The sequence below is a fragment of the Polaribacter sp. KT25b genome, assembly GCF_900105145.1.
Classification (GTDB): Bacteria; Bacteroidota; Bacteroidia; order Flavobacteriales; family Flavobacteriaceae; genus Polaribacter.
The window spans coordinates 1,921,436-1,940,081 of record NZ_LT629752.1 but is presented as its reverse complement, the minus strand read 5'-3'; the positions used below and the strand labels follow the sequence as shown (position 1 = coordinate 1,940,081).

The window sequence follows — 18,646 nt, the reverse complement described above, 5'->3', positions numbered from 1 at the left end:
TTCGTTATAAAATCATAAAAAAATGTCTGATAAAAATATAAGTATTTTACAAGGAGAAAGAGTACAACTTCCTACTAAATATGGTCATTTTGAATTAATTCCATTTCAAGAAAAAGAAAGTGGTTTAGAGCATATGGCACTTATTAAAGGATATTTTAAAGCAAATGAAACTGTTTTAACTCGTATTCATTCCGCTTGTGCAACTGGCGATTTGTTTGGTTCTTTAAGGTGCGATTGCGGAGATCAGTTAATTGAAGCTATGAATTTAATTGAGAAAAATGGCAGCGGAATTATCGTGTATTTACAACAAGAGGGTAGAGGCATTGGGCTTATGAATAAAATGAAAGCTTATAAATTACAAGAATTAGGCATGAATACTATTGAAGCAAATGTGCATTTGGGTTTTGCTGCGGATGAAAGAGATTATCAAATAGGAACCGAAATTCTCTCTAAGCTAAGCATTCAAAAAGTGAATTTGTTAACAAATAATCCAGAAAAAATTATTGGTTTAGAAGAAAACGGAATTCAAGTTATTGATCGTACTCCATTAATAATTCCATCAAATTCATTTAATAAAAATTATTTAGATACTAAAGAAAAGCAGATGGGACATCAACTTAGTAAAGAAAAACAAGTAAATAATTGTTATGATAACTGATGTTTTTCAATTAAGACCTCGTTATGGTGAAGTAGATAAAATGGGCTATGTGTATCATGCAAATTATGTTACATATTGTCATCAATCTCGTAATGAATTACTAAGAAAATTGGGTTTAGATGAAGTAATATTAGAAGAGCATAATATTATGTTACCAGTAATTTCTTTTGATATTAAATATAAAAAACCAGCTCATTTTGACGAATTAATCACCATAAAAACAACTATCAAAGAAATGCCAAAAGTTCGTTTCAGTTTCGAATTTGAAATTAGAAATGAACAAAACATACTTTTAAATAAATCAAAATCAACAGTTGTTTTTGTTGATATTGATTCTCGTTTGCCAAAGAATATTCCAACTTTTATTGAAAAAATATTGATAACTAAGTTTAAAACTAATGTTGTATGAAACTAACTGTTTTAACAGAAAATTGTGCAGGATCTGGATTTCTTGCAGAACATGGATTGTCTTATTTAATTGAAAATGAAAAAGAAAAATTTTTGTTTGATACAGGTGCTACGGATGTTTTTCTTATAAATGCACAAAAATTAGGTATTGATATTCAACAAGAAGTGGAAACGGTGGTTTTAAGTCACGGACATTGGGATCATGGAAATGGATTAGAATACATCAGCAATAAAACACTAATAACGCATCCTAATGTTTTTATGAAACGATATAGACAAAAAGAGGATGTAAATATTGGACTTAAATTAAGTAAAAAGGAAATAGAGAAAAAGTTTACATTAATTCTATCTAAAAGACCTTATTATTTATCAGACAATATTATTTTTTTGGGAGAAATACCTAAAGTAAATGACTTTGAAGCAAAAGAAACTACTTTTTCTGATAAATTAGGACAACCCGATATAGTAAAAGACGATTCTGCAATTGTTGTTATTCAAAATAATGAAATTATAGTAATTACCGGATGCTCTCACGCGGGTGTTTGTAATATTATTGAGTATGCTTGTAAAGTAACAAAAATTAAAAATGTAAAAGCTGTTATTGGCGGTTTTCATTTAAAACAGAACAATTTACAGACACAAGAAACTATCAAATATTTAAAAGAAAAAAATATAAAAAAAATATATCCATCGCATTGCACTCAGTTTCCTGCTCTGGTTGCTTTTAATGAAGTATTTCATATTGAACAAGTAAAAACAGGCATGATTTTAAATTTTTAAATAAAATAATCCTAATAAATAATTAAAAAAATACAATTTGAAAATTTTTACATACTATTTTAAGTTTTATAGTAAAAAAAGCTATAAATTTTTAAAGAATTTAATAGTGTTGTAAAACATTCTTATTTTAGCAAAATGTTCTTTTTTTGAACATTTTTAACGTAAAGCACTTATGAAGAATAATATTTCTATTGAAGATCAATACAAAAGAACAAGCTTATTTGAAAAAGAAAATGTGAACTATCTGGTTCACGTTTTAAAAAGATTTAACACCGTACCAAAAGTAAATAACATAAATATTATTACTTCTAGTAGTACACCAGATCTATTTAAAATTGAACCTAATAAATCAATTTTAATTGGTACGTTATATTTAAAAAATCCTGTTTTAGCATTGGTTTATTTACGTTATGGTATAGAATGGCAGCTTTGGTATAAAGCTTTAAATGGCGAAAAACACGCTACAGCATTATGTAATATTGCAGCATTAGAAGTAACTAGAATTTTTTATAAATTATTAACTAAAAATGATAAAGAAAAGTTAGAAAACCTTGATTATTTTTTAATTGATTTAATTAAAAATGAAGAAGGCTTAAATGCCGATTCTTTATTAAAGCATGAAGGTTTAGAAGCAATACACGGTATAAATTCTGTTAATGAAGTGTTTAAAAAATCCTGGAAGCCTATTATTGATAATCTGGCAAAACCAACTGAATATTTATTAATGTCTGGTGGAGATTTAAGGTTAAATATTGATGAAATCGATTTGTTAAATAAATATGGCTGTAGACCTTTTCCTAGACCAGAAGCATTTACTTTTGCATCATCAACAGCAACAAGTGTTTCTAATTTTGCTTTTGATAAATCAGACAAAACCAGAAGCATTTTAATTAAAGAAAGCTTAAAAAATGGATTTAAAAATACAGCAATTGACTTTTCTGAATCTTTAAAAAATAGTATAAAAAGTATATTTAAATTAAATAATGGTTGTGAAATAATTTTTTCTCCTTCAGGTACAGATTCTTCGCTTCAAGTAGCCGCGATAACTCAAATTGTTACAGATAAAGATATTACACATGTTTTAGTTGCTTCTGATGAAACAGGTAGTGGTGTTCCAGCCGCTTTAAAAGGTTGTCATTTTGAAAACAATACAGCACTAAATTATCCTGCTAAAAAAGGAGAAAAAATTGAAGGATTTAGAGATATCGATTTGATTAAAATTCCGTTTAGAGATGAAAACGGGCAATTAAAATCCACGCCTCAATTAGATACAGAAGTTTACAATGCAATTTCTAAAATGAATGAATTAGGCAGGCATATTGTACTACATGTTATGGATCATTCTAAATTAGGATATCAATCTCCAAGTGAAAATATGCTTGAAAATTTGAATACGCTAGAAGATTTGTCGCTACAAGTTATTGTTGATGCAGCACAACTTCGATTAGATCCTTTAGATATTCAAAACTATTTACAAAAAGGATATATTGTAAGTATTACAGGTAGTAAATACTTTACAGGTCCTCCTTATTCGGGTGCATTAATTTTTCCTGAAAGTGTGAGTAAATTAGTTAAATCTGTAAAAAATATTTTACCAGAAGGATTAAATAAATATTACAATCATTCAGATTGGCCAGTATCTTGGTTTTGTTCTAAAGATTTATCCGACGGATTTAATTATGGTTCTAATATGCGTTGGAAAGCCGCTATTGTAGAAATGGAAAGATATTATAAAACGCCAATTTTATATAGAAATATGGGAATTGAAATGTTTTGTAATTTTGTAAACGATTCTATTAATGAAGCTTCTTTTTTAGCACCACTTTCTGGAGACGAAATCAATGAAAATCTATATGAAGCAAAAGAATTTGGTATTAGAAATATTCGTACTATTTTTCCTTTTTTCATTTTAAATGATAAAGAAGTTCTTTCTGTAGATTGTGTAAAAAAATTATATGTTTTATTAAATACAGACATTTCGAATCAGTTTGAAGGTTCGTCTTTAGAAATTATTAGACTTGCAGCTCAAAAATGTCATATTGGGCAAGCTGTAAATGTAATGTTTGATAATGATACACAAAGTGCTGTATTACGAATTAGTTTGGGAGCAAGAGTTATATCAGAAAGTTGGGTAAATAGAGATATTAGCCTTTATTTTAGAAATATTGAAGCACAAATGAGTGAAATTACTGTAATTATTAAAAAAATAGAATTAATTCTTACCAATCCTCAAATATTAAATTAAAACTATATTTATTTTTTAGTATTAAATGCAGACTCATTTTTTTCTAAGTGAAAAATTTAAGTCTGCATTTTTGTATTTATCAATTTAATAGAACACTATTCTTGAGCGCCATGGCTTTTTGCAATTTCTATAAAATGTTCAGCAATTTCTTTTGGATTTGCGCCTAAACCTCTAGCCAAATGCAAAGCTACAGCCATTATTAAAACAGAAGCATCATGAACTTCTTGAAGTGTTTGTATACTTCCAAATTTTTCTTGCGCTTTTAAAAGTAATAAATCGTTGTGTTTATGTGCAAAAGTAATTGGATTTTCAATTTCATTAGTAATTTCTGGAATCATTAATAAGTCGATCCATTCTTTACCAATTCTTTCTGCTAAAATTTCTGGAAGTTCGTTGCCAATCTCTCTCCATAAAGGAAGTGTTTTGGTATCTCCAGAAGCAGATAAGCCAGTATCTAACAATAATTCAAAAGCGATATCAGCAATATTTTGCATGATTATTAAATATTCATCTTGTGCCTTTTCAAAAGGTTCTGCTTCCTGACCTTGTAAATATTTACCAACACTAAGTTTTGGTAAATCTAAAACTTCTGCGCAATCTGTTAAACATGGAAAAGTTTCACCTTCGTAAATATAATGGGCTTTATCAAATTGAATTTTACGTCCTAAAGGATATAAACGACACGCTAATGGGCGACCTTCGTGCACACTGCAACCAAAATTATCAATATATTGGCTGCATGCTTTTTGTCCTTTTTTATCGGGTTTACCATCAAAAAGTAATTGAATTCCACCAAATTCGCAATACAAATCACGAAATTCTCTTGGTGTAATTTTCTTTTCTTTACTAAAACATAATAATTCCCAAGGATTTAACATTACTGCTTTGCCAAAACAACAAGATCCAGATCTAGAACAGGTAAGAGGTAAAATACTTTCATTACTAAGTTTTGTTGTTTGCATTCTTTAGGTTTTTTGATGAATTTGTAATGAATTAAAAGTGCACTGTTTTATGGAATTGTAAATATATTATTTTATTTCGTCTTAAAATTAACCTGATGTAATTTGAGGTTAAATTAAAACTCTTTTTTGATGAATTCTAATTGATTTTAGGAGTTGTTTACAATTCGTTTTTTAGATAAGTAAATTAATAATAGTATTTTTTAATTTAGAAATATTAACCATTATTTAGATTAATTTTATGCCATATCAAGAAGTTTTCACCCTTTTTTGGAAACAAGTAAAAGAATGTGTTTAAGAAGGTAGGTTTGCTAAATTAATCATGGCTAAAACTATTGGTAAGCAAAATTTAAAAAAAACTTGAGATAAAAACAAAAAGTTGCATTTTAAAAACGCAACTTTTTTAGTGTTTTATTAAAAGAAATATTTTTAGATATCCATTTTAATAACAGTTCTACCTTTTAGTTTACCAGCTAACATTAAATTGATTTTTTCTTTCAATTCATCTAGATTTATTTCTGTGCAAGTTTCGGTTAATTTTGCTGTTTTATAATCCGTAGATAATTTATCCCAAACTTTTTCTCTGTAGATCATTGGGTAATTTTGAGAATCTATACCTATTAAAGTTATTCCTCTTAAAATAAAAGGAAAAACAGTTAAATCTAGTTTTGGTGAAGCTACATTACCACAACAAGTAATTGTTCCCATTGGTTTTACAGATTTAATAATATTTTCTAAAATAACGCCGCCAACTGTATCAATAGCTCCAGCATATATTGGCTTTAACAATGGCTTTTTATCCATTTCTTCAAAATCTTTACGCATTATAATTTCATCAGCTCCAAGACTTTTTAAGAAATCAATTTCAGTTTCTTTACCCGTTATAGCAACTGTTTTATAACCTAATTTGTTTAAAATAGAAATGCTTAAAGATCCTACACCTCCAGAAGCTCCAGAAACAATGATGCTTCCATCTTCTGGTTTTACAAGTTCGCTTAATCTTAAAACAGAAATTCCGGCAGTTAAACCAGCTGTTCCAATAATCATCGCTTCTTTCATTGATAGATTTTGTGGAAGTTTAACAACCCAATCTTCAGGGACTTTTACAAATTGAGCGAATCCACCATCAGTATTCATTCCTAAATCATAACTGGTTACAATTACGTTTTCATCAATCTTAAATTTATTAGATTCAGAAGAAACAATAATTCCAACGGCATCAATTCCTGGTGTATGAGGAAAATTTCTTGTAACACCCTTATTTCCAGAAGCAGACAAAGCATCTTTATAGTTTAAAGAACTATAGTGAACTTTAATTAATAATTCGCCTTTAACTAAAGGTGTAAATGGTACTTGTTTAATTGAAGAAGTAAAGTTTCCTTCATGTTCTTCTATTCTAAATGCTTTATATGTTGATTTCATATTTTTAGTTGATATTTTATATGTTTTACTTATTTTTATAGCAAATTTCGGTTAAATTATTCTGATAAACAATAACTTACAATTGATGCACATACGAACATTTTGTGCTAATTTGTTTGTTACGTTAGTGTTAAAGCAAAAAAAAATGAAAAAAAGTTATTGCCCCATAGATACTTTTATAAATACCATTAAAGGAAAGAGGAAATGCACAATTATTTTACACCTTTTTCAAGGAGATAAAAGATATGGCGAATTAGTAAAGTTATTGCCAGATATTAGTGAGCGAATGATGACCAAACAACTTAAAGAGTTAACAGAAGATGGTTTAATTACAAGAACTGTATTTGCAGAAGTGCCACCAAGAGTTGATTATAGTTTAACAGCTTTAGGTAAAGAAATACATCCAACTTTAAAAAGTATGTTTAGAGGTGGTTTGCTTTTTGAAAAAAGTATAATTAGAGTAGAAAATTAATTTGTTTCTAATTTTTATTATAGATAGATTTGATTTTTTCCATCAATAAAAAACAAAAAAGCCTCAAATTAATGAGGCTAATAACTATATAATTTATCCTTTATAAAAAGGTAATTTTACAATACTTGCAGGAATCGCTTTTTTACGAACTTGAATATAAATTTTGCTTCCTAATTTAGAAAATAGAGTTGGTACATAACCCAATCCTATTCCTTTTTGTAAACTCGGACTCATTGTGCCAGAAGTTACGTTTCCGATAATATTTCCATTTCCATCAACAATATCATAACCATGTCTTGGAATACCTCTTTCGTCCAACTCAAAAGCAACTAATTTTCTTTCTGGTTTGTGTTCTTTTTGTTTTGCTAAAGCATCAGCATTTACAAAATCTTTGGTAAATTTTGTAATCCAACCTAAACCAGCTTCAATTGGAGAAGTTGTATCATCAATATCATTGCCATATAAACAATAACCCATTTCTAAACGCAATGTATCTCTTGCAGCTAAACCAATTGGTTTAATGCCAAAAGAAGCACCAGCTTCAAAAACTTTATTCCAGATTTGTACAACTTCAGAATTTTTACAATAAATTTCAAATCCGCCAGAACCTGTATAACCTGTAGCAGAAATAATTACATTTTCTATACCAGCAAAATCACCTACTTTAAATTTGTAAAAAGGAATCTCTGCTAAATCTAAAGAAGTCAAAGACTGCATTGCTTCTACAGCTTTGGGACCTTGAATAGCTAATAAAGAATAATCTTCTGATAAATCTTTTAAATCGGCTTTAAATTCTTCGTTATATTTAGAAATCCAATTCCAATCTTTTTCAATATTACTTGCATTTACAACTAATAAATATTGATTTTCTTTAATCTTATAACAAATTAAATCATCTACAATTCCGTTGTTTTCATTAGGGAAACAGCTGTATTGCGCATCTCCAATTGCTAATTTAGAAGCATCATTAGAAGTTACTTTTTGAATTAATGCCAAGGCATTTTCTCCACTTACCAAAAACTCTCCCATATGACTCACATCAAAAACACCAACAGCATCTCTAACAGTAAGATGTTCTGCAGTTACGCCTTCATATTGAACAGGCATGTTAAAACCTGCAAAAGACACCATTTTTGCTCCTAATTTTTCGTGAATTGAATGTAAAGCTATATTTTTCATTTATCGAATTCTTTAAATTTTAGCTAAAATATTGAAAAATCAGCAATAATCAATCACTAATTATTTGTTAATATTTTTATTTCAAAAAGAAATAATACTAAATTTGAAAAAACTAGCCAAAAATCTATAGAATGAAATACCTAAAAATTTTATTAATTACTTGTTTAACATTTGTTCTAAATGGTTTCTCACAAACACCAACAGATTATTTAACTAAAGATTTTCATAAAAATAGACGAGAAATATTACGTGCTAAAATGCCAACAAATTCTATAATCGTTGTATTTGCTAATCCTGTTAGAAATAGAGCAAATGATGTTGATTATGTTTTTCATCAAGATCCAAATTTTTATTATTTAACAGGTTATAGAGAACCAAATGCTGTTTTAGTTATGTTTTCTGATAATCAAACTGATAAAAATGGAAATTTATTTAATGAAATTTTATATGTTCAAAAACGAGATAAAAGAGCAGAACAATGGAACGGTAAAAGGTTAGGAGTAGAAGGAGCAATTAGAGAATTAGGTTTTAAAACTGCTATGAATGCAGAAGATTTTGTGAAATTAAATATTGATTTTAAAAAATTTGATAAAGTTTTTATAGAAAAGTTTAATGATGATTATAGAGATTTAAGTGGTTCTGCAGATATTTTTAATTTAGTAAAAGATTTTAAAATAAAGGCAGGTTATGATCCTAATATTTATTTATCAAGAGTAAAAGAATATGTATATAATAATATTGCAAACACTCCAATTGAAAGTAGCGCAAATGTAATTCAGATTATAAATCAAGTAGAAGGTCGTTTTGAAGAAATTAAAGATGATAAGCTAATTAAAGAATATAAAACTGCTAATACTGATGTTTTAAAGAAAGATATTAAGCAAAAAATTACTTTAGCTTTAAAACCAAAAACCAATATTGATATCACTTTTTTAACATCAAATTTGGCAACAATGCGAGAAGTAAAAACTGCAGAAGAATTAAAACTTTTAACGAAAGCTGTTCGTATTTCTGCTATTGGTCAAATAGAAGTTATGAAAGCAATGAAGCCTCATATGTCTGAAACTGAGTTGCAAGGAATTCATGAATTTGTGTACAAAAAATATGGTGCAGAATACGAAGGTTACCCGTCTATTGTTGGTGCTGGTAATAATGGTTGTATTTTACATTATATAGAAAATAATAAAACAAAAATTGGTAATGATTTGGTTTTGATGGATTTAGGTGCAGAATATAGAGGTTATACAGCCGATGTTACTAGAACAATTCCTGCAAGTGGAAAATTTACTACCGCACAAAAAGAAATTTATGATTTAGTGTATGAAGCACAAGAAGCTGGCATTACTTTGTATAAAATTGGTACAAATATGCAAGCACCAAACCTAGCTGCAATAAAAGTAATTAATGAAGGTTTATTTAAACTTGGAATAATAAAATCTGCGGATGAAAAACATCCTTATTTACCTCACGGAACGTCACATCATATAGGTTTAGATGTACATGATCCAGGAAATTATGGTAACTTTGAAGAAAATATGGTTGTAACTATGGAACCTGGAATTTATATTCCGGATGGAAGTAATTGTGATAAAAAATATTGGGGCATAGGAATTAGAATTGAAGATGATATTTTAATTACCAAAAACGGACCTGTTAATTTATCTGAAGAAGCTCCAAGAACTTCAGAAGAAATTGAAAAAATGATGGCTAAAAAATCTGTTTTAGATGATTTTGTTTTACCAAATTTAGATTAAAAATGAGTAAAGAACAACCAAATAATCCGCTTCACGGAATAAAATTAGCAACCATGTTAGAAGAATTATTTCTAGAATATGGTTGGGAAGAATTAGGAAATATTACAAATATTAACGCTTTTAAAAATAACCCGACTTATAAATCGAGTTTAAAGTTTTTAAGAACTACACCCTGGGCTAGAGGAAAAGTAGAAAATTTATATTTAAAAACTATGATTAAGTAGTTGTTTCTAAACTTTTTATTTTAAGATGATTTATAGAACTTATTAATCAATAATAAGCAAGTTTTTTAATAATTGAAAAAGCAACCTTTTGGATAATGAAATTAAAAAATAATATTGTTTTATTAGACTTAGTTATAAATAGATGATTATTTAGACCATAAGTTTACTTCTAATCTAAAATATACTTTAAGAATATTTAGTTTAGAACACTCTAAATAATATTTTTTGTAAGCTTAATTTTACTGATTAAAGAAAGAAAACTAGCAATTTATAAAGCTTATTTATTCATTATTTTTAAGTGTTTTTCGTAATTGTTTTATGGTAAGTGTACTTCCGTCATGACTCCAACCAGGAGCAGCAAAAGCATACATAAATTTATGATACCAGTTTTTAGATTTTTTCATGTCATTCCAGATATCTTTATACTCATGTGTTAAAATAATTATTGGATTGTAAGAATTTGGTGGATGAGTAACTCCATATTTTATATCAATATTTTCATCAAGTTCTTTCCAAGTTCCAAAAATTTTATCAAATATATTTAAAAATCCACCATGATTTTTATCCATATATTCTAAATTCTGAGCATGATGAACTTGGTGCATTGTATGTGTGTTAAAAACTTTTTCTATAATTCCTAATTTTGGAACATAAACAGAGTGTAATTGAAATTGCCACAAAGCTTCAATACCTAAACATACAACAACCATTTCTGGAGGAAAACCAATAGCTGGAATCCACATATAAAAAAAGGGCTTGTAAAAAATTGTAAACCATCCGTTTCTTACTGCAGTTCCTAAATTAAAATTATCAGAAGAATGATGCACAATATGTGCAGCCCATAGAAAACGTACATTATGGTTTTGTCTGTGAAACCAATAATAACTAAAATCATCTAATAATTGACAGATAATCCAAGTATACCAAGCGTAACCAAAAGATTCATAACCCATAATATTTGTACGAATTCCTTCTACAATAGGATTAAAAATTTCATAAACAAAATTAAACAACACTATTGCAGCAATTGTTTTTGTTAAAGGAGCTAAAATAGCAGAACCAATGCCCATTGTAAGGCTAGCAGCTAAATCTTTCCATTTATAAATTTCTTTGTTTTTTTCTTTTTTATGATGTTTGCTATACGTTAATTCAAGTAAAATAAGACCTAAAAAACATGGAACACCGTATACTAGTGGGTTTGTAAAATCCATTAAATAATCAATTTTTTTTAATTTTGATAAATTTAATGCAATATAAACAGTAAAAGCAATGTTTTTGTTAGTTTTTTTTAAATTAGAATCAATTTAAAACAACATTTTATAATTTTAGTTGACATTATTAATGCGTAAATATTATTTATTTCATCTTAAAATCATAAAAAATATAACAAAAAATGTGTAAAATATCTTTCGAATTAGTAATAATCATTAAGAGTTATTTGTGATTTAGTCGTTTAAATATTTGTAAATTTGTTTAGTATAATACTAGTCTATTAAAAATAATCGAAAGATGAATTATAAGCATTTACTTAAAGTAATTAAAGATAATACCAGTCGATTTACAACAAAAGAAGCTATTTTTTATAAAGAAAAAACTTCGCAAAGTTGGAAAGGAATTTCTTGGAATTCTTTTTACTTTCAAATTCAACAAGTTTCTAAAGCTTTAATTAATTTAGGAATAAGAGAACAAGACAATATTGGGGTTTTTGCGCAGAATATGCCAGAGTGGATTATTGCCGATTTAGGAATTATGGGTGTAAGAGCTGTAACGATTCCTATATATGCTACTAATTCTAAAAAAGAAGTAGAATATGTTATAAATGATGCAGAGATTAGTATTTTATTTGTTGGTGATCAAGAAGAATTTAACAAAGTAGAAAATATTTCAGAAGAAAATAAATACTTAAAATTAATTGTTGTTTTAACTAAAACAGTTGATATAAAAAATCATAAAAATGCAGTTTATTTTGATGATTTTATAGATGCTGAATATCCAAAAAGCATCGAAACCGAATTAAAAAAACGTTATTTTGAATCTGATTTAAATGATTTAGCAAGTATCATTTACACATCAGGAACAACTGGAGAACCTAAAGGAGTTATGTTAGATCAGAGTAACTTTGCATCGTCATTAAAAGCTCACGAAGCTGAGTTAGATGTTGATGAAAACGACGTTTCTCTAAGTTTTTTACCTTTAAGTCATATTTACGAACGTAGTTGGGTGTTTTTCTGTTTACAACAAGGAATTCAAGTTTATTTTAATCAAGATCCAAAGAAAATAGCTGATGTTTTAAAAGAGGTGAAACCAACTTTAATGTGTACAGTTCCAAGAATTTTTGAAAAAATATTTACAGCAATTCAAGAAAAAAGAAAGGAAGCTTCACCAACAAAAATGAAATTAGCAAGTTGGGCTTTAGGAATTGGAAATAAATATCACAATAAGTTTCATCGACTTGATAAAAAGGTGCCATTAATTTTAGAATTAAAATATAAAATAGCAGATAAATTGGTACTTAGTAAATTACGCGATGTATTTGGTGGAAATATAAAGTTTATGCCTTGTGGTGGCGCGCCTTTAGGACCAGATTTAGTTTCATTTTTTCATTCGTTTGCGTTAAATGTAAAATGTGGTTATGGTTTAACAGAAACAACAGCAACTGTTACTTTGTTTGGTAATCAGTTTTTTGAATTTAATTCTGCTGGAAAAACAATTACGGGGTCAGAAATTAAAATTGGTAATAATAACGAAGTTTTAGTTAAAGGACCTGGAGTTATGAAAGGTTATTATAAAAAACCAGAAGCAACTTCAGAAGTTTTTGAAAATGGTTGGTTTAAAACTGGTGATGCAGGAAAAATTGACAAATTAGGTAACTTGGTTATTACTGATAGAATTAAAGATTTAATGAAAACTTCTGGAGGGAAATATATTGCACCTCAAAAGTTAGAAACAGCGTTTGTAAGTGATTCTTTTATTGAGCAAATTGCAGTAATTGGCGATCAACAAAAATATGTAACGGCTTTAGCTGTACCTAGTTTTGAAAACATTAAAAAATATGCAGAAGATCATAAAATCAGTTTTAAAGATATAGAAGATTTAATTAGTAATATTCAAATTAAAGAGATGTTTGAAAAACGTTTTGAAGAATTACAAAAAGAGTTTTCTAAGTTTGAACAAATTAAGAAATTTACATTATTATCCAAAGAATTTAGTATAGAAGCGGGTGAAATTACTGCAACTTTAAAACTTAAGCGAAAAGTAATTTTAGAAAAATACAAAGCACTTATTGATAAAATGTATGCAGATTAAGTTGTGTTTTACTTGTTGTAAATTTAAAGAATTTATAATTTTTTAATTATTAAAATGCTCATTTTTTATTACAATTATTAGGCACTTTAATTACTTATAATTTTTAGAACCAATTCTTTAGTCAATGGTTTTCCATTAGCCATTTTTTTGATATCGTCAAATGAAAATCTAAAATCGCATCCAATTTTGTGATTAGAGCAACCATAAGCTGTTTTACCTCTTAAAACTGTACCTTTTTTACATTTTGGGCAAGAAATTTTATCAGAAGACTTCTCGACTGGGCTCGAAGTGACAGTTTTTTCTTTTGGTTCTAATTTTAAATTAAAATCATTATCAAAACGAATTAATCCTTCCACTTTTTTATCCTCTAAAACAAAACCCTTTAGGTTGGTAGTACAACCTTTATCAAGCAATCTTATAATTTGATTTTCAGAAACTTTCTTTCCGTAAATTTCAAACGGAATTTTAAAATCACAGTTATTTTTATATTCAGAACAACCAAAAGCAGATGTTCCTTTTAAAATATGTCCTTTTTTACATTTAGGGCAGGTTTTACCTGCAACTTGTTTTTTTGTTTTTGCTTTGGGGTTTGATTTTGAAGAGTTCTCAACTGCGTTCGAACTGACAGTTGTATTCGAAGAAATACGTTTTCTAGAAGTGTTAGAACGAACTTCATATACCAATTCATCAACCATTTTTTTCATGTTGTTAATAAAAGTTCCTGCATTGAATTCTCCTCTTTCAATTTCTTTTAACCGTTTTTCCCATCTACCAGTTAATTCAGCAGATTTTAAAAGTTCGTTATCAATAATATTAATTAAGTCAATACCAGTTTGAGTTGGTAAAACAAGTTTTTTCTTTCTCTCTATATATTTTCGTCTAAATAAAGTTTCAATAATACTTGCTCTTGTAGAAGGTCTTCCAATTCCGTTTTCTTTCATTAACTCGCGCATTTCATCATCATCTACTTGCTTTCCTGCAGTTTCCATGGCGCGTAGTAAACTTGCTTCTGTAAAATTTCTTGGAGGTTTTGTTTCCTTTTGTAAAAAAGAAGGTTCATGTGGTCCTTTTTCTCCTTTTACAAAAGATGGTAAAGTTTGCGCTTCATTTAATTCTTTTTTAATCTTACTTTCTTGTGTTTCAAAAGCAACTCGCCAACCTTTTGTAAGTATTTCTTTACCAGTAGTTTTAAAAGTAACTTTGTCTGCTTTACCAATTACAGAAGTATTAGAAACATCAGAATCTGGATAAAAAACAGCAATAAATCTTCTTGTTATAATATCGTAAACTTGTTGCTGATTGTATTGCAAATGAGCTTCGATACCAGTTGGAATTATCGCGTGGTGATCTGTTACCTTTTTATCATCAAAAACACGTTTAGACTTTTTAATTTTCTTTTCTAAAAGTGGTTGAGTTAATTGGCTGTAATTTGTTAATTTAGATAAAATTCCTGCAACTTTTGGATACACATCATTTGGTAGAAAAGTAGTGTCAACTCTTGGATATGTAACTACTTTCATTTCATACAATTTTTGTACAATTTTTAAAGTTTCATCAGCAGAAAAAGAAAATTTATTATTACAATATACTTGTAATCCTGTTAAATCAAAAAGTTTTGGTGCGTAATCTTTTCCTTTCTTTTTGATTACAGAAACGATTTCAAAATTAGATTGTTTAACTTTATCTGCTAAAATTTTACCATCTTCTTCTTTTACAAAACGACCATCTTCATAATTAAAAAGTGTATTTCTATAGGTAGTTTGCAATTCCCAATAAGGTTCTGGTTTAAAATTCTGAATTTCTAAATACCGATTTACTAACATTGCTAGAGTAGGAGTTTGCACTCTACCAACGGATAAAACTTGTTTAAATCCGCCAAATTTAACAGTGTATAAACGAGTTGCATTTAAACCTAAAAGCCAATCTCCAATTGCTCTAGAATAACCTGCATAATATAGATTATCGTATTTTTCTGATGGTTTTAAATTGTTAAAACCTTCTTTAATAGCTTCTTCTGTAAGAGAAGAAATCCAAAGTCGTTTTACCTCTCCTTTATAATTACATTGGTTAATTACCCAACGTTGAATCAATTCTCCTTCTGTACCAGCATCCCCACAATTTATAACAACAGTTGCTTTTTCAAATAATGATTTTACAATATTAAATTGTTTTTTAATTCCAGAATCGCCAGTAACTTTGGTGTCAAAACGTTCTGGCAACATTGGTAAATTGTTTAAATCCCAACTTTTCCAATGTGGTTTGTAGTCTTTGGGTTCTAAAAGCGTGCATAAATGTCCAAAAGTGTAGGTTACTGCATAGCCATTTCCTTCGTAGAAACCATCACGTTTTGTGTTGGCTCCTAGAATATTAGCAATTTCTCTTGCTACACTTGGTTTCTCGGCAATACAGACTTTCAAATTTTATAGAATTAGGAGGTCGAAAGTAATAAAATTAAAGGTATTAATAAGTAAAAAATGATTCCTAATTTTTTTGCGACTATAGCATCTTCAATTTTTTTATCGAATCCATATTTTTTAAACCTTTCCAATTCAGAATCGTTTATATCTTTTATTGGAAATAAATCTGAACCATAACCAAACGGAAATAAAAAGAAAGATATTTTCTCTTTAAAAGTTAAAGGGGTTAGTTTTCTATTTGTTTTATTTTTTTCTTCTTTCATTCATAGTGTTTTACTCCACCCAAGTTAATTGAATCTAAGTTTTCAAAGACATCTACTAGAAAATTATTTAGAAGTTTTATAAATCTTTTTTTAACTTATAAAGATTTTGTCATGTATAAAAAATGGTAATAATTTCTATTTTTTTTGATTTATTAAAACTCTGCAATAAAAAGTAATTTGTTAGGTAATAACACATTTAGAGCCCTTTATATTTAAGTAATTCTACGCAACTCTATCTTTGTCGTTTGAATACTTATTATGTCTTTTTTATAAAGGTATGAAAATTTTTGTTTTACTTCACCAAAGCCAATTGAATTCGCTTTCTAACCACATCAACTTCAATAACTTTTGCAATAATTTGTTGTTGTAAAGATACAATTGCATTTACATCTTTTACAAAAGTATCTGATAAATTAGAAACGTGAATTAAACCACTTTCTTTAATTCCGATATTTACAAAACAACCAAAATTGGTAATGTTATTTACAATTCCTGGTAATAATTGTCCAATTCTTAAGTCGTCTATAGTTTTAATAGTTGCATCAAAAGAAAACACTTTTGCTTTAGCTCTTGGGTCTAAACCTGGTTTTTCTAACTCCTTTATAATATCTTCTAAAGTTGGTAAACCTACCGTTTTTGAAATATAATTTTTTAACTGAATTTTATTTAATAATTCTTTGTTCCCAATAAAATCAGAAACATTTTTTTTGTTGTCTTTAGCAATTTTATCAACCAAAGCATAATTTTCTGGATGCACAGCAGAATCATCCAAAGGATTTTTTGCATTTTTAATTCGTAAAAATCCAGCAGCTTGTTCAAAAGCTTTTGCACCTAAACTTGGTACTTTTTTTATAGCAGTTCTTGAAGTAAAAGAACCGCTTTCATTTCTATAAATAATAATGTTTTGAGCAATCTTTGGACCGATTCCAGATACATAACTCAATAAAGATTCACTTGCAGTGTTAATGTTAATTCCGATTGTATTTACACAACTTTCTACAACAGTATCTAAAGATTTTTTTAATTTTGATTGATCTACATCATGCTGATATTGCCCAACACCAATAGATTTTGCATCAATTTTAACCAATTCTGCCAAAGGATCTTGTAATCTTCGTCCTATAGAAATTGCTCCACGAACAGTAACATCAAAATTAGGAAATTCGTCTCTTGCAATTTTTGAAGCAGAATAAATAGACGCACCAGCTTCACTTACTACAAAAATATCCACAGGATTTTTAAACTGAATTTTTTTAACAAATTGTTCTGTTTCTCTGGAAGCTGTTCCGTTTCCAATTGCAATTGCGTCAATTTTATGAGCATCGGCTAGAAAACTAATTTTTTTAATAGCTTCAATTAAATTGTTTTGCGGCGCATGCGGATAAATAGTTTCATTGTGTTCTAAATCTCCTTGTGCATTTAAACACACAATTTTACAACCAGATCTAAACCCAGGATCGATTGCTAAAACTCTTTTTTCGCCTAAAGGACTTACTAAAAGTAATTGTTTTAGGTTTTTAGAAAAAACAGTAATTGCATTTTCGTCTGCTTTTTCTTTTGCAAGTGATAAAGCTTCATTTGATAAAGAAGGAAACAATAATCTTTTATAAGCATCTTTAGTTGCAATTTGAATTTGAGAAGTACACTCATTTTGAGTTCTAATAATTCTGTCTTCCATTTTCTGAATGGCTTTTTCTGAGTCAATTTCTATTTTAACACGAATAAAACCTTCCTTTTCTGCTCTTAAAATTGCTAATAATCTGTGAGAAGGAATGTTTTTTAAAGCTTCATTCCATTCAAAATAATCTTTAAATTTTTGTGCTTTTTCATCCTCAATTTTAGTCTTTATTACTTTGGATGAAATAGTAGCAAAACGTTCTAATTCACGTCTAATATTAGTACGGATATCTGTGCGTTCATTTATCCATTCTGCAATAATAAAACGAGCACCTTCTAAAGCAATTTGTATAGTTTCAACTTCGTTGGATGTAAATTTAGAAGCGGTATGTTCTAAATTATTTACTCGTTGACTCATTATCATTTTTGCCAACGGTTCTAAACCTTGTAAACGTGCAGTTTCTGCTTTAGTTTTGCGCTTTTTCTTAAATGGTAAATACAAATCTTCTAAAGCAATTAAATCTTTAGTTGATTTTACTTTTTGAGTTAATTCATCAGTTAAAACACCTTGTTCTTCTAATGCTTTTAAAATAGCTTTTTTGCGTTTTTCTAAAGCTTCAAAAATTTCTTTATATTTTACAATTTCTCCAATTTGAATTTCGTCTAAATTACCTGTCATTTCCTTTCTATATCTAGAAATAAAAGGAATGGTAGCTTCTTTATTTAATAGAGAAATTGTGTTTTCTATAGATTTAGATGAAAGTTGTGTTTTTTCAATTATATAAGAAAGTAACTGCATTTTATTGTTTGAGTTTTATCAGAATAAAGAAACCTCATAAATGATTTTTATGAGGTTGTAAATATAGTTTTATTTTGTGTTTTGATATGAAAAACTTCTCGAAACAATTTTCTTCTTCTGTAAGAAAATCACTTGAAGTGAAG

At 28.1% G+C, this 18,646-nt stretch carries 15 protein-coding genes; 8 read left to right on the top strand and 7 right to left on the bottom strand.

What is annotated here, in order from left to right; translation table 11 throughout:
• Nucleotides 1-22: 22 nt before the first annotated feature.
• The 4 genes from ribA to BLT70_RS08310 all read left to right on the top strand — a co-directional run bounded on the left by ribA (nucleotide 23) and on the right by BLT70_RS08310 (nucleotide 4,091).
• On the top strand, nucleotides 23-658 hold the full coding sequence (gene ribA, locus BLT70_RS08325; protein ID WP_091893456.1) for a GTP cyclohydrolase II: 636 nt from the start codon (nucleotides 23-25) through the stop codon (nucleotides 656-658).
• Entirely contained in the window at nucleotides 648-1,067 is a 420-nt protein-coding gene (locus BLT70_RS08320; RefSeq protein WP_091893455.1) for a thioesterase family protein, read from the top strand. Before ribA ends, BLT70_RS08320 begins: the two co-directional genes overlap by 11 nt.
• Complete coding sequence (locus BLT70_RS08315) at nucleotides 1,064-1,846, top strand: MBL fold metallo-hydrolase (protein ID WP_091893453.1); 783 nt, start codon at nucleotides 1,064-1,066, stop codon at nucleotides 1,844-1,846. The genes BLT70_RS08320 and BLT70_RS08315 overlap by 4 nt, the downstream gene beginning before the upstream one ends.
• Before the next feature lie 172 nt (nucleotides 1,847-2,018).
• Nucleotides 2,019-4,091 carry a hypothetical protein gene (locus tag BLT70_RS08310; RefSeq protein ID WP_091893451.1) on the top strand — a complete coding sequence of 691 codons (2,073 nt, stop codon included), beginning with the start codon at nucleotides 2,019-2,021 and terminating at the stop codon, nucleotides 4,089-4,091.
• Between the two features lie 95 nt (nucleotides 4,092-4,186).
• Here BLT70_RS08310 and BLT70_RS08305 read toward each other — a convergent pair whose 3' ends face one another.
• Together BLT70_RS08305 and BLT70_RS08300 are read right to left on the bottom strand one after the other, a co-directional pair.
• Nucleotides 4,187-5,053 (bottom strand): YkgJ family cysteine cluster protein, encoded by an 867-nt coding sequence (locus tag BLT70_RS08305; protein ID WP_091893449.1) that lies wholly within the window; start codon nucleotides 5,051-5,053, stop codon nucleotides 4,187-4,189.
• 426 nt (nucleotides 5,054-5,479) lie between these two features.
• Nucleotides 5,480-6,472: a YhdH/YhfP family quinone oxidoreductase gene (locus BLT70_RS08300; RefSeq protein ID WP_091893447.1), complete on the bottom strand. Its 993-nt coding sequence runs from the start codon at nucleotides 6,470-6,472 to the stop codon at nucleotides 5,480-5,482.
• Between the two features lie 145 nt (nucleotides 6,473-6,617).
• Here BLT70_RS08300 and BLT70_RS08295 point away from each other — a divergent pair, with 145 nt between their 5' ends.
• Nucleotides 6,618-6,944, top strand: coding sequence for a helix-turn-helix domain-containing protein (locus BLT70_RS08295; RefSeq protein WP_091893445.1), 327 nt, complete (start codon nucleotides 6,618-6,620; stop codon nucleotides 6,942-6,944).
• 93 nt (nucleotides 6,945-7,037) lie between these two features.
• On the opposite strand, the gene gcvT is transcribed toward BLT70_RS08295, so the two are convergent.
• Nucleotides 7,038-8,123 (bottom strand): glycine cleavage system aminomethyltransferase GcvT, encoded by a 1,086-nt coding sequence (gcvT, locus tag BLT70_RS08290; RefSeq protein ID WP_091893443.1) that lies wholly within the window; start codon nucleotides 8,121-8,123, stop codon nucleotides 7,038-7,040.
• A gap of 131 nt (nucleotides 8,124-8,254) precedes the next feature.
• Here gcvT and BLT70_RS08285 point away from each other — a divergent pair, with 131 nt between their 5' ends.
• Entirely contained in the window at nucleotides 8,255-9,877 is a 1,623-nt protein-coding gene (locus BLT70_RS08285; RefSeq protein WP_091893441.1) for an aminopeptidase P N-terminal domain-containing protein, read from the top strand.
• 2 nt (nucleotides 9,878-9,879) lie between these two features.
• Nucleotides 9,880-10,101: a VF530 family DNA-binding protein gene (locus BLT70_RS08280; protein ID WP_091893439.1), complete on the top strand. Its 222-nt coding sequence runs from the start codon at nucleotides 9,880-9,882 to the stop codon at nucleotides 10,099-10,101.
• A 281-nt stretch (nucleotides 10,102-10,382) separates the two neighbouring features.
• Here the strand turns inward: BLT70_RS08280 and BLT70_RS08275 are convergent, their stop codons facing one another.
• On the bottom strand, nucleotides 10,383-11,312 hold the full coding sequence (locus tag BLT70_RS08275; protein ID WP_091893437.1) for a sterol desaturase family protein: 930 nt from the start codon (nucleotides 11,310-11,312) through the stop codon (nucleotides 10,383-10,385).
• Nucleotides 11,313-11,610: 298 nt separating this feature from the next.
• Here BLT70_RS08275 and BLT70_RS08270 point away from each other — a divergent pair, with 298 nt between their 5' ends.
• A complete protein-coding gene (locus BLT70_RS08270; RefSeq protein ID WP_091893435.1) occupies nucleotides 11,611-13,407 on the top strand; it encodes a long-chain fatty acid--CoA ligase in 1,797 nt (598 codons plus the stop codon).
• 86 nt (nucleotides 13,408-13,493) lie between these two features.
• Here the strand turns inward: BLT70_RS08270 and BLT70_RS08265 are convergent, their stop codons facing one another.
• The 3 genes from BLT70_RS08265 to BLT70_RS08255 all read right to left on the bottom strand — a co-directional run bounded on the left by BLT70_RS08265 (nucleotide 13,494) and on the right by BLT70_RS08255 (nucleotide 18,503).
• Nucleotides 13,494-15,824, bottom strand: coding sequence for a type IA DNA topoisomerase (locus BLT70_RS08265; protein WP_091893433.1), 2,331 nt, complete (start codon nucleotides 15,822-15,824; stop codon nucleotides 13,494-13,496).
• 11 nt (nucleotides 15,825-15,835) lie between these two features.
• On the bottom strand, nucleotides 15,836-16,087 hold the full coding sequence (locus tag BLT70_RS08260) for a hypothetical protein (RefSeq protein ID WP_091893431.1): 252 nt from the start codon (nucleotides 16,085-16,087) through the stop codon (nucleotides 15,836-15,838).
• 292 nt (nucleotides 16,088-16,379) lie between these two features.
• Nucleotides 16,380-18,503, bottom strand: coding sequence for a Tex family protein (locus BLT70_RS08255; protein ID WP_091893429.1), 2,124 nt, complete (start codon nucleotides 18,501-18,503; stop codon nucleotides 16,380-16,382).
• Nucleotides 18,504-18,646 lie beyond the last annotated feature (143 nt).

What these genes read in the sequence shown, in the direction of transcription:
- ribA (WP_091893456.1), top strand. Translation starts at nt 23, where the DNA reads ATGTCTGATAAAAATATAAGTATTTTACAAGGAGAAAGAGTACAACTT.
- BLT70_RS08320 (WP_091893455.1), top strand. Translation starts at nt 648, where the DNA reads ATGATAACTGATGTTTTTCAATTAAGACCTCGTTATGGTGAAGTAGAT.
- BLT70_RS08315 (WP_091893453.1), top strand. Translation starts at nt 1,064, where the DNA reads ATGAAACTAACTGTTTTAACAGAAAATTGTGCAGGATCTGGATTTCTT.
- BLT70_RS08310 (WP_091893451.1), top strand. Translation starts at nt 2,019, where the DNA reads ATGAAGAATAATATTTCTATTGAAGATCAATACAAAAGAACAAGCTTA.
- BLT70_RS08305 (WP_091893449.1), bottom strand. Translation starts at nt 5,053, where the DNA reads ATGCAAACAACAAAACTTAGTAATGAAAGTATTTTACCTCTTACCTGT.
- BLT70_RS08300 (WP_091893447.1), bottom strand. Translation starts at nt 6,472, where the DNA reads ATGAAATCAACATATAAAGCATTTAGAATAGAAGAACATGAAGGAAAC.
- BLT70_RS08295 (WP_091893445.1), top strand. Translation starts at nt 6,618, where the DNA reads ATGAAAAAAAGTTATTGCCCCATAGATACTTTTATAAATACCATTAAA.
- gcvT (WP_091893443.1), bottom strand. Translation starts at nt 8,123, where the DNA reads ATGAAAAATATAGCTTTACATTCAATTCACGAAAAATTAGGAGCAAAA.
- BLT70_RS08285 (WP_091893441.1), top strand. Translation starts at nt 8,255, where the DNA reads ATGAAATACCTAAAAATTTTATTAATTACTTGTTTAACATTTGTTCTA.
- BLT70_RS08280 (WP_091893439.1), top strand. Translation starts at nt 9,880, where the DNA reads ATGAGTAAAGAACAACCAAATAATCCGCTTCACGGAATAAAATTAGCA.
- BLT70_RS08275 (WP_091893437.1), bottom strand. Translation starts at nt 11,312, where the DNA reads ATGGATTTTACAAACCCACTAGTATACGGTGTTCCATGTTTTTTAGGT.
- BLT70_RS08270 (WP_091893435.1), top strand. Translation starts at nt 11,611, where the DNA reads ATGAATTATAAGCATTTACTTAAAGTAATTAAAGATAATACCAGTCGA.
- BLT70_RS08260 (WP_091893431.1), bottom strand. Translation starts at nt 16,087, where the DNA reads ATGAAAGAAGAAAAAAATAAAACAAATAGAAAACTAACCCCTTTAACT.
- BLT70_RS08255 (WP_091893429.1), bottom strand. Translation starts at nt 18,503, where the DNA reads ATGCAGTTACTTTCTTATATAATTGAAAAAACACAACTTTCATCTAAA.